The sequence below is a fragment of the Sphingorhabdus sp. genome, assembly GCF_044357595.1.
Taxonomy (GTDB): Bacteria; Pseudomonadota; Alphaproteobacteria; order Sphingomonadales; family Sphingomonadaceae; genus Sphingorhabdus_B.
This window is the reverse complement of record NZ_JBIKPH010000089.1, coordinates 1-10,142: the sequence shown is the minus strand read 5'-3', so window position 1 is coordinate 10,142 and position 10,142 is coordinate 1. Positions and strand designations below refer to the sequence as shown.

Below are 10,142 nucleotides of genomic sequence, written 5' to 3'. Positions count from 1 at the left end.
GCATCTGCGCAGCACTCAACATCGGTAAGTCACCCATCAAATCCTCCTTCATTAGGGAGAGTTTGAATCAGACGTGCCGACACAATGCAACTAATTTAACGCATCCTGAGCCTAGTACGCATGTTGACGGCTTAAATTCAATCAGATAACCTCAGAAAGTTAACCAAAAAATAATGGGTCTGGAGTTTTCAAAATGTCACAAGAAAGTAACGATTTCACTGAATTGTTAATTACGCTCACTGCCGATATTGTTGCAGCGCATGTCAGCAACAATAGCGTTGCCGTTTCAGATGTATCAAATTTAATCTCTAACGTGCATGCCGCGCTCTCCGGAATTTCCGGACCTGCAGTGGTAGAAGAAATTGCGTTGGAACCAGCCGTTCCAATCCGTAACTCCATTAAGCGCGATTATATTGTCTGTCTGGACGATGGTAAGAAGCTGAAAATGCTGAAGCGTCACCTTATGACACATTATGGGATGACGCCTGATGATTATCGCGCCAAGTGGGGATTGCCCACCGATTATCCAATGGTCGCGCCGGCTTATGCTGAACAACGCCGCGAATTGGCCAAGGCGATTGGCCTTGGACGCGCGCCAGGATCTGGCCGCAAGAAAAAGGTAAAATAAGCTTTTTGCTAATCTGCAAGAATATAAGGCCGGGGACGTCTCCGGCCTTTTTCTTTGACGAATCATAGGGTGACACTAAATGTCTGTTCGGATGGATATCAAAATCGACATTGAGGCGCTCTGTAACGACCGGGGCCTGCGCATTACGGACCAGCGTCGCGTCATCGCGCGTGTAATTTCCGATGCAACCGACCACCCCGATGTTGAGGAACTGTATCGCCGTTCATCGGCAATCGACCCCAAAATTTCGATTGCCACCGTATACCGCACTGTGCGTCTTTTCGAAGAGGCAGGGATATTGGACCGCCACGATTTCGGTAACGGCCGCGCCCGTTATGAAGCATCGCCTGAAGCGCATCATGACCATCTGATCGATGTCGAAACCGGCAAGGTCGTCGAATTCGTCGACCCGGAGCTTGAGGCATTGCAAAAGATTATCGCTGAGCGGCTTGGATATCGATTGGTTGATCACCGTATGGAGCTTTATGGCGTCGCCATCGACCGCAAGGAGTGAACGCCGCAATCCAGCCGCATTTGTCGCAGGGCAGTTCTTGTTTTTGGCCCGCCTTCTGCTCATGGCCAGTAGCCTGATCGCCACCCTGTTGTTGCATAATATATGGCGCTTGTTCCCCAGACCATCACCTTGGCCACGCTTGTTCCTTTTGTCGATTAGTTGGACCAGTGGCATCGCGACCGCAACGACGGGCACTCGCCTGCGGGCCAATGTTTTTTACGCGGCCAACCACCATAGCTGGATCGATATACCGGTCATGTCGGGTGTCACTGGCTGCACTTTCGTAGCCAATGACGGCATTGAGAGCTGGCCGCTTATTGGTTGGCTCTGCAGGATTAACAACACGATCTTCGTCAACCGCGAAAATCGGGCGAGTGTTGGCAGTCAGGTCAATGATCTCCGCGCCGCCATGACGGGTCCCCAGCCGGTCACGATCTTTCCCGAAGGCACAACGCATGATGGGTCTGTTCTACTGCCTTTTAAACCATCCCTTTTCGCGGCGCTCGTTCCCCCGCCAACCGGTATGCTCGTTCAGCCAGTCTATCTCGATTACGGCCGCCACACGCCGCGCGTCGCATGGATTGGTGACGAAAAGGTAACCGAGAATTTCTGGCGGTTACTCTCTTATCTAAGACCGATAACGGCCGTATTGCATTTTCTTGAGCCATTTGATCCAGCCCACTACCCCGACCGCAAGGCGATTTCCGCTGAAGTAAGGGCGCGTATCGGCGCTGCAATGGATGGTGGCGGCAACGCGGCGCGCTATGTATAGACACGTGTTATGAGCACGGAATCCCCAAAAACCTATTCGATCAAAAACTATGGCTGCCAAATGAACGTCTATGATGGCGAACGCATGGCCGAAATGTTTGAAAGTCAGGGTATGACGCAAGCTGACGAGAAGGCGAATGCCGACCTCGTCGTTCTCAATACCTGCCACATCCGCGAAAAGGCGGCGGAAAAGGTCTATTCGGAAATCGGCCGCTTGCGCCGCAAGGATGGGACCAGCCCCGTGATCGCCGTGGCCGGTTGCGTCGCGCAAGCCGAAGGCGGCGAAATCAGCCGCCGAGCGCCCGAAGTCGATATTGTCGTCGGTCCGCAGGCCTATCATAATCTGCCCGACATGGTCGCAGCGGTTGGACGCGGCGAACGTGTGGTTGACCTTGACCTACCGGGCCTCGACAAATTCGGTAAGCTGCCCGCACGGCGGAAACAACCGCCATCAGCGTTCCTGACGGTTCAGGAAGGCTGCGACAAATTCTGTACCTATTGCGTCGTACCCTATACCAGAGGCGCAGAAATTTCACGTGGTTGGGCCGATCTGCTCAACGAGGCAAAAGCCATTGTTGACGCTGGCGCCAAAGAAATCACCTTGCTTGGCCAGAATGTAAACGCATGGGCTGGCGAGGACGACACAGGCAAGCCCCAAGGCCTTGATGGGCTTATCCGCGTGCTCGACAGAATAACGGGACTTAACCGAATCCGCTACATGACGAGCCACCCGAACGACATGACCGAGGGGCTGATCGCCGCGCATGGTGATGTTGAAAAACTGATGCCATTCCTGCATCTGCCCGTACAATCAGGTTCCGACCGCATCCTTAAAGCCATGAACCGCAGCCATAGCCGCAACAGTTATATGCGCATTCTTGATCGCGTCCGCGCCGTGCGGCCAGATATTGCCTTTTCCGGCGACTTTATCGTCGGCTTTCCGGGCGAAACTGATGCCGATTTTGAGGACACGTTAAGCCTTGTGCGCGAGGTAGGCCATGCGCAGGCTTACTCATTCAAATACAGTCCGCGCCCTGGAACACCAGCCGCTGACATGGCCGACCAGATACCGATGCCCGTGATGGACGAGCGGCTACAAAGGCTTCAAGCGCAGATTGTCGCTGACCAGACCGCGTTCAACGATAAGACCGTGGGCCGCACAACAGATGTCTTGTTGGAACGGCCGGGAAAATTCGCCGGACAACTTATTGGTAAATCGCCATGGCTCCAGTCCGTTCATGTCCTTGCGCCGGACCTTTCAATAGGCGATATCGTTACAGTACAGATTACTGATTCTGGACCACTTAGCCTAAAAGGTGAACCAACGATGAGAGCAGCTGCCTGAATGGCCAAAAAAGCCCAAGCGCAAGCCGGTGACTTATCCCGGCTCGAAATGAGCTTCGACAAACCGCACCTAATCAACGCGATTTTTGGCGAATTTGACCGTAATCTGGTTACCATCGAAAACCGCCTCGGTGTGTATATTTCCGCCCGCGGCAACCGTGTCCAGATTGAAGGGGAGGCTGGCGCCATTGGCCGCACACGCGACGTTCTCAACGACATTTATTCCCGCCTATCGCGCGGACAGGAAATCGATACCGAAGCTGTGCAATCCATCATCGCCATGACCGCCGAACCCACCTTGGAGGGCATTGTCCGCAAGGACGCCGCTGGCGCACCGGGTATCATGATCAGAACGCGCAAGAAAACGCTCGTCCCCCGTTCTGCAACGCAAATTCCCTATATGGAGGCGCTTGCGCGCGACGAGATTATCTTCGCACTTGGGCCAGCAGGCACTGGTAAAACCTATCTGGCCGTCGCGCAGGCCGTGGCCATGCTCATTACTGGGGCCGTTCAACGCCTTATCCTGTCACGTCCAGCAGTAGAGGCTGGCGAGCGGCTTGGCTTCTTACCGGGCGATATGAAGGAAAAGGTCGACCCTTATTTGCGGCCTATTTATGATGCCTTGTATGACTGCTTGCCTGCCGAACAGGTGGAGCGGCGCATTGCATCGGGCGAAATTGAAATCGCGCCAATCGCGTTCATGCGCGGCCGAACACTGGCTGATTCATTTATCATTCTGGATGAAGCCCAAAATACCACAGCCGCGCAGATGAAAATGTTTCTGACCCGTTTTGGCATGAACAGCCGCATGGTCGTGTGCGGAGACCCGCATCAGGTCGACATTCCCGGCGGCGAACGCATGTCGGGCCTGAACGACGCTGTTCAGCGCTTAGAAGGTGTAGACGGTATCCAGACCATACGTTTCAACAGCAGCGATGTTGTCCGCCACCCACTCGTCGGCAAGATCGTCGACGCATATGAGGGCGGGCATGATTGATGTTGACCTTATGCTGGCCACAAATCAGGGCGGCATTGACTGGGGTAATATCGAGTTTGGGCAGATCGAGGCAGAAAAAGCCGTCGATGCGGCTGTCCGCTTTGCTGCGATCCCTGAACTGGCGGACCCGGTCATTCCCGTAAGCGTCAGTGTCAAGCTGTCTGACAATGCTGAGGTACACGCGCTGAACCTCGAATGGCGCGATAAGGACAAACCAACGAACGTATTGTCTTTTCCAATGCTCGATGACGAAGAATTGGATGCCTTGCTTGCGGGTACTTATGATGCCCCCGAAATCATGTTGGGTGACATAATACTTGCCTATGAAATCTGCGCTGCCGAGGCCGAAGAGAAGAACATTCCCGTCGCGCATCATGCGGTCCATTTGGTAATTCACGGCATGCTGCATTTGCTCGGCCACGACCATATCGAGGAGGATGAGGCCGAAGCGATGGAGGCGCTTGAAGTAAAAGCGCTTGCATCCATGGGGCTTCACAATCCATATGAGGTATAAATCGACCAAGAAGAGGCCAGTACGCTTCCATTATGCCTGAGGGTGACAGTTTTAGCGGTTCGAAAACCGCAACCGACGACGATAACGACGGACGAATATGGCAGCGGCTTAAGACGATGTTCTTTGGCCGCGACCATGAGCCTACCTTGCGCGAGCAGCTTGAAGAAGCAATTGCCGAGCATGAGGAGGACAGTGAAGACAACGATCAATCGGATAACGACGGCGATTTGACCGCCGTTGAGCGCACAATGCTGCGCAACTTGCTGCATTTCAGTGAGCACCGCGTCGACGACGTCATGGTGCCACGCAGCGACATCGTCGCAATTGAGGAAAGCGCTGGCTTTGCCGATTGCATCGCGGTCTTCGCCGAACATGGTCACAGCCGATTGCCAGTGTACCGCGACACGCTCGACAGCGTGATCGGCATGATCCATATCAAGGATGTGTTTGCCGTCCTCGCTTCAGGGCAGGACCGCCCCGATAGCCTTGAGTCTTTCATCCGCCAGCCGCGCTTCGTTCCGCAAAATATGAGCGTACTTGCGCTGCTGGACGAAATGCGGCGCACACGCACCCACCTTGCTATTGTCCTTGATGAATATTCAGGGACCGAGGGCTTGGTCACGATTGAAGACCTTGTCGAAGAAATCGTCGGCGAGATTGAAGACGAACATGACGATGAGCCGGAATTGCTCTTCATGCAAATAGCCCCTAATCTCTGGGAAGCCGACGCACGTGCGGAGCTCGACGACCTTGCAGAAGCCGTTGATCCAAAATTGGCAGAGGTGGACGAAGACGTAGATACGCTTGGCGGCCTTGCCTTCGTTATTGCCGGTCAAGTGCCCGATATTGGCCAAATGCTGACGCATGAGGCGAGCGGCTGGACGCTGGAGATTTTAGAAGCAGACGAAAAGCGGGTGACCCGAATTCGCCTTTACGCGCCCGTCTATAACAAGGGCCTGCTGGGCGAATAACCGCCGCACGCCCGAAGCAGAAGACGTTACCCTACCAATTTAGCCGCCCTGCCCCTCCAGCTAACGGCCAGCGTCTCCAGCGCGGCAAGCGCCCGCAATTGTGGGTAGGCCCCTTGCGCGCGATGTCCGCCGCCAATGAGCAGCTTAAACGTACGCGCCACGGTCCAGTCATGTTCGGCTTGATGCACCATCTGAATTCGGTCGCCCGGTGCCACTTCGCCTTCTTCGATAACCCGGAAATACCCGCCGCACCGGCCGCTGCTGATGACCACACCGGACAGGCCATGCTCGCCAAAATGATGGTCGAGCTTCCAACATGGCTGACGCCCCTGCGCAACCTCGACCAACGCCCGCCCGATGCGAAACCGGTCGCCAATGCGCAAGCTGTCTTCGGTTAAACCGGATGCGCTTATATTTTCGCCAAATGCGCCAGCTTGGTCGAGTAATGGGTGAACGAAACCTTCCGCCGCAAAATGCGCAATCCATTTGGGATAATGTTCCGCTGGATAGAAATGCACTGCCTTGTCTGCGCCGCCATGCACCGCGGGATCCGCAACCTCATCCCCCTCAAAACCATGCTTGCGCAAGAAAACGGGACGGTCGACCGGATTCCGGACCATCGCGCTCATCGTCCCGTCGGCGCGAAAAGGCTTTGGCTTTCCAATAAGCAACGCATCAATCTGGCTCAATATCATATCTAGCTTCTATCCCAGCACATGCAGCATTCCCATTGGCATTTTGCGTCGCTGTCGGTAAAAGCAGTTCGATGCAAACAAGCGATCTTCGCATTGCGCTTTTTAGCGGCAATTACAATTATGTGCGTGATGGAGCAAATCAGGCGCTTAACCGGCTTGTAGGCTATCTGCTGCGCCAGGGCGCATCGGTGCGGGTGTATTCGCCTACGGTCCCTGAACCGGCCTTTGAGCCGACTGGAGACCTTGTGAGCGTCCCGTCGGTCGCATTTCCGAGCCGGTCTGAATACCGCATGCCGTTATTCTTATCGCGTGCTGTCCGACGTGATCTTGAGGCTTTCAACCCGAACATCGTGCATATTTCAAGCCCTGACCGGGTTGCCCGCAAGGCCGTAAAATGGGCGCAAAAACGGCATTTGCCTGTGTTGTGCTCCGTGCACACGCGGTTCGAGACCTATCTGCGTTATTATAACATGTCGTTCATGGAGCCTATCCTTGTGGCATGGATCCGCCGGCTATACCGGAGATGTGATGCTTTGGTTGCTCCGTCCGAGAGCTTTGCTCAGGTCCTGCGCCAGCAGCGTATGAACTATGACATAGACATTTGGTCACGTGGCGTGGATCGGGATATCTTCGACCCTAGCCAGCGTGACATGGAATGGCGACGCAGACTTGCCATAGCCGACGACACACCCGTTATCGGCTTTCTGGGGCGGCTGGTGATGGAAAAGGGCCTTGATGTCTTTTCAGATGCTATCGACCAACTCAGGCGCCGCAAAGTCCCGCATCAGGTGATGGTTATCGGCGACGGCCCTGCCCGTCCTTGGTTCGAAACGCGTATTCCGGATGCTAAATTTGTCGGCTTTCAGGTTGGTTCGGATCTGGGCCGCGCGGTTGCAAGCATGGATATGTTTTTCAACCCTTCCGTAACGGAGGCTTTTGGCAATGTGACCCTGGAATCTATGGCCAGCGGTCTGCCCGTGGTCGCCGCGAAGGCAACCGGCAGCCAAAGTCTGGTGGAAGACAAAGTGTCTGGGCGGTTGATCACGCCGGGTGCAATCAATCAATTCGCCGACGCACTACAGGCCTATTGCGTGGATGAGGATTTACGCATGAGGCACGGTGCTGCTGGCGAACAAAGGTCGCTGGACTATAGTTGGGATGCCATCAACCAGACTATGGCCGACACCTATCTTCGCCTCATCCGTCAACACGCGGCCCGCGCCGTTGCTTCGCGTTAAGTCGGTCTTACATCTGCGCAGCTTGGGGTGTTCATGGGTGTCCCGTGATGCCTGTTCGGGCAGAATAGTGTTATGAGCGATCTGTTTGGGGATGGCCTGCAAGCACCATCGCGTACGCCTGAAAACGCGCCACTGGCGGACAAACTTCGTCCCGCCAAGCTTGCCGAAATTATCGGTCAGGAACATCTGACGGGTCCCGAAGGCGCAATTGGCCGCATGGTCGCAGCCGGCAAATTATCGTCGATGATCCTTTGGGGGCCACCAGGCACCGGCAAGACCAGCATCGCCCGACTGTTGGCTGACGCGGTCAACATGCATTATAAGCCAATCTCCGCGGTGTTCTCGGGCGTTGCTGACCTTAAAAAAGCCTTTGCCGAGGCAGAAACGATGGCTCGGACCGGCAAGCAGACATTGCTGTTCGTGGACGAAATCCACCGCTTCAACCGCGCACAGCAAGACGGCTTTCTGCCATTTGTGGAAAGCGGCGTTGTTACTCTTGTCGGCGCCACGACTGAAAACCCGTCATTTGAACTTAACGCCGCATTGCTCTCGCGCACCCAGGTCATGGTGCTGCACCGTCTGGACGAAGTAGCCTTGGCAACTTTGCTCAACCGTGCAGAGGTCGTGATGGACTGCGCCCTGCCCGTCACCGAGGACGCACGGTCCGCGTTGATTTCAAGCGCCGATGGTGATGGCCGCTTTTTGCTCAATCAAGCCGAAACCTTGTTTGCAATTCACATCGATAATCCGCTCGACCCGCAGGCGATGGCGGCGCTGCTGCAACGGCGGATGCCCATTTATGACAAGGACCGTGAGGGGCATTATAACCTCATATCCGCGTTGCACAAAAGCTTGCGCGGGTCTGACCCGCAGGCGGCATTATACTGGATGGCGCGCATGTTGGTGGCGGGCGAAGAGCCGTTATATGTTCTGCGCCGCCTCGTCCGCTTTGCCAGCGAAGATATCGGCCTCGCCGATCCGCAAGCTCTGGTGCAATGCCTCGCCGCTAAACAAGCTTATGAATTTTTGGGTAGTCCTGAGGGCGAAGTCGCCATCGTTCAAGCGTGCCTGTATTTGGCCACTGCGCCGAAATCAAACGCCGCTTATAAGGCTCAGAAATCCGCATGGAAAATGGCACGCGACACCGGATCGTTAATGCCGCCAGCGCATATCCTGAACGCGCCCACAAAGCTGATGCGGGATATTGGTTATGGCGCAGGCTATGCGTATGACCATGACAGCGCAGAAGGCTTTTCCGGAGCAAATTATTGGCCGGACGCAGTACCGCCTGCGGAGCTATATCAACCCGTCGAACGTGGTTTTGAACGCAAGATATTCGAACGGATGCAATATTGGGACAGACTGCGCGCACGTAACGCAGAGCCAGACGCAAGCTAATGCGTCCATTCACGCGTTTTGCGTGCGCCGATTGGTCTGGCGCGAAAGGCAGTAGGCATCCCGGTATCGCCCTGGCCGTCTGTGAAATAGGCGATAAGGCACCTCGCCTTGTGACGCCCCCCAACAAAGTCTGGTCGCGCCAAGCGGTTGCTGACTGGCTTCTGGCGCAAGATGACGACTTGCTTATTGGCTTCGACTTCAGCTTCGCACCGCCCTTGATTGAACGCGGCAGCTATTTACCCGGTGACGACGTGCCATCATCTGCTAAGGATTTCTGGGCTTATGTCGACAATGTCTGCGATGATCCGGATTTGGGAGCCGCGTCTTTCCTCGAATACCACCATCGCCGTCATTTCTATTTGGGCGCGGCCGACGGCAAGAAGTCCGATTATCTATTCTGGCGTCAGTGCGAACTTCTCAACAAGAACAGCAGCGGAAAGGCGTCCACCGTCTATGACGCCATCGGCGCCGCGCAAGTCGCAAAAGCGAGCTTTGCCGGCATGCGCTTCCTCAACCATGTGCGCGATAAGGTAGCGATCTGGCCGTTCGATGCCATTCCCACAGACGGTACCGTGGTTGTGGAGATTTACACCAGCATCGCCGCACGCGCAGCCGGTATCGCCAAAGGCCGAAGCAAAGTCCGCGACGGGCATGCACTCGACAATGCGCTGTACGCACTTGGTTCGCAGCCCCACAGACCCTTCGAACGCTACACCGACCACGCAACCGATGCCCTTATAACCGCCGCATGGCTGCGGAATGTTGCCGGAAATCCTCAATTTTGGGCACCAAATGCGCTAAATAGCAAAATTGCTGCAACTGAGGGCTGGACCTTTGGAGTTATTTGACGCTATGGGACCCGCCGAGTGCCGGCTTAGCTCAGTTGGTAGAGCACCTGATTTGTAATCAGGGGGTCACGAGTTCGAACCTTGTAGCCGGCACCATATGTTCCCCGTCAGCACCGATGGCACAGATTTAATGTTGTGATTTAAGGAGTGTTTTGGTTTCATCGTAGTGACGAAGGAACGAAGATGAGACCAAAACATGTCGGCCAACCCAAGGCCTCTGCCGA

11 protein-coding genes and 1 tRNA gene are annotated in these 10,142 nt (G+C 55.2%); 11 read left to right on the top strand and 1 reads right to left on the bottom strand.

Annotation, left to right across the window (positions count from 1 at the left end):
• The first annotated feature begins 193 nt into the window (after positions 1 to 193).
• The 7 genes from ACIQ2T_RS09375 (at position 194) to ACIQ2T_RS09345 (ending at position 5,739) form a co-directional block, all read left to right on the top strand.
• Positions 194 to 628, top strand: a complete 435-nt coding sequence (locus ACIQ2T_RS09375; RefSeq protein ID WP_397590580.1) for a MucR family transcriptional regulator — start codon at positions 194 to 196, stop codon at positions 626 to 628.
• Between the two features lie 91 nt (positions 629 to 719).
• The gene (locus ACIQ2T_RS09370; RefSeq protein ID WP_397590581.1) at positions 720 to 1,142 is read left to right on the top strand and encodes a Fur family transcriptional regulator; all 423 of its coding nucleotides are present in this window, start codon (positions 720 to 722) and stop codon (positions 1,140 to 1,142) included.
• Positions 1,114 to 1,914 carry a lysophospholipid acyltransferase family protein gene (locus tag ACIQ2T_RS09365; RefSeq protein ID WP_397590579.1) on the top strand — a complete coding sequence of 267 codons (801 nt, stop codon included), beginning with the start codon at positions 1,114 to 1,116 and terminating at the stop codon, positions 1,912 to 1,914. Before ACIQ2T_RS09370 ends, ACIQ2T_RS09365 begins: the two co-directional genes overlap by 29 nt.
• A gap of 9 nt (positions 1,915 to 1,923) precedes the next feature.
• A complete protein-coding gene (gene miaB / locus ACIQ2T_RS09360) occupies positions 1,924 to 3,258 on the top strand; it encodes a tRNA (N6-isopentenyl adenosine(37)-C2)-methylthiotransferase MiaB (protein WP_397590578.1) in 1,335 nt (444 codons plus the stop codon).
• Positions 3,259 to 4,254: a PhoH family protein gene (locus ACIQ2T_RS09355; RefSeq protein WP_397590577.1), complete on the top strand. Its 996-nt coding sequence runs from the start codon at positions 3,259 to 3,261 to the stop codon at positions 4,252 to 4,254.
• Positions 4,247 to 4,768 (top strand): rRNA maturation RNase YbeY, encoded by a 522-nt coding sequence (ybeY, locus tag ACIQ2T_RS09350; RefSeq protein WP_397590576.1) that lies wholly within the window; start codon positions 4,247 to 4,249, stop codon positions 4,766 to 4,768. The genes ACIQ2T_RS09355 and ybeY overlap by 8 nt, the downstream gene beginning before the upstream one ends.
• Positions 4,769 to 4,800: 32 nt before the next feature.
• Entirely contained in the window at positions 4,801 to 5,739 is a 939-nt protein-coding gene (locus ACIQ2T_RS09345; protein ID WP_397590575.1) for a hemolysin family protein, read from the top strand.
• Positions 5,740 to 5,765: 26 nt separating this feature from the next.
• On the opposite strand, the gene ACIQ2T_RS09340 is transcribed toward ACIQ2T_RS09345, so the two are convergent.
• Complete coding sequence (locus ACIQ2T_RS09340) at positions 5,766 to 6,434, bottom strand: MOSC domain-containing protein (protein ID WP_397590574.1); 669 nt, start codon at positions 6,432 to 6,434, stop codon at positions 5,766 to 5,768.
• Positions 6,435 to 6,505: 71 nt separating this feature from the next.
• On the opposite strand from ACIQ2T_RS09340, the gene ACIQ2T_RS09335 reads away from it, so the two are divergent.
• The 4 genes from ACIQ2T_RS09335 to ACIQ2T_RS09320 all read left to right on the top strand — a co-directional run bounded on the left by ACIQ2T_RS09335 (position 6,506) and on the right by ACIQ2T_RS09320 (position 10,014).
• A complete protein-coding gene (locus ACIQ2T_RS09335) occupies positions 6,506 to 7,672 on the top strand; it encodes a glycosyltransferase family 4 protein (RefSeq protein WP_397590573.1) in 1,167 nt (388 codons plus the stop codon).
• A gap of 72 nt (positions 7,673 to 7,744) precedes the next feature.
• Positions 7,745 to 9,070 carry a replication-associated recombination protein A gene (locus tag ACIQ2T_RS09330; RefSeq protein WP_397590572.1) on the top strand — a complete coding sequence of 442 codons (1,326 nt, stop codon included), beginning with the start codon at positions 7,745 to 7,747 and terminating at the stop codon, positions 9,068 to 9,070.
• On the top strand, positions 9,070 to 9,918 hold the full coding sequence (locus ACIQ2T_RS09325) for a hypothetical protein (RefSeq protein ID WP_397590571.1): 849 nt from the start codon (positions 9,070 to 9,072) through the stop codon (positions 9,916 to 9,918). The genes ACIQ2T_RS09330 and ACIQ2T_RS09325 overlap by 1 nt, the downstream gene beginning before the upstream one ends.
• 20 nt (positions 9,919 to 9,938) lie before the next feature.
• Positions 9,939 to 10,014: transfer RNA gene (locus ACIQ2T_RS09320), tRNA-Thr, on the top strand.
• The last annotated feature ends 128 nt before the right edge of the window (positions 10,015 to 10,142 follow it).

Excerpts from the sequence above, each read along its gene's own strand:
- ACIQ2T_RS09375 (WP_397590580.1), top strand. The coding sequence starts at position 194 with ATGTCACAAGAAAGTAACGATTTCACTGAATTGTTAATTACGCTCACT.
- ACIQ2T_RS09330 (WP_397590572.1), top strand. The coding sequence starts at position 7,745 with ATGAGCGATCTGTTTGGGGATGGCCTGCAAGCACCATCGCGTACGCCT.
- ACIQ2T_RS09355 (WP_397590577.1), top strand. The coding sequence starts at position 3,259 with ATGGCCAAAAAAGCCCAAGCGCAAGCCGGTGACTTATCCCGGCTCGAA.
- ACIQ2T_RS09340 (WP_397590574.1), bottom strand. The coding sequence starts at position 6,434 with ATGATATTGAGCCAGATTGATGCGTTGCTTATTGGAAAGCCAAAGCCT.
- ACIQ2T_RS09370 (WP_397590581.1), top strand. The coding sequence starts at position 720 with ATGGATATCAAAATCGACATTGAGGCGCTCTGTAACGACCGGGGCCTG.
- miaB (WP_397590578.1), top strand. The coding sequence starts at position 1,924 with ATGAGCACGGAATCCCCAAAAACCTATTCGATCAAAAACTATGGCTGC.
- ACIQ2T_RS09325 (WP_397590571.1), top strand. The coding sequence starts at position 9,070 with ATGCGTCCATTCACGCGTTTTGCGTGCGCCGATTGGTCTGGCGCGAAA.
- ybeY (WP_397590576.1), top strand. The coding sequence starts at position 4,247 with ATGATTGATGTTGACCTTATGCTGGCCACAAATCAGGGCGGCATTGAC.
- ACIQ2T_RS09365 (WP_397590579.1), top strand. The coding sequence starts at position 1,114 with ATGGCGTCGCCATCGACCGCAAGGAGTGAACGCCGCAATCCAGCCGCA.
- ACIQ2T_RS09345 (WP_397590575.1), top strand. The coding sequence starts at position 4,801 with ATGCCTGAGGGTGACAGTTTTAGCGGTTCGAAAACCGCAACCGACGAC.
- ACIQ2T_RS09335 (WP_397590573.1), top strand. The coding sequence starts at position 6,506 with ATGCAAACAAGCGATCTTCGCATTGCGCTTTTTAGCGGCAATTACAAT.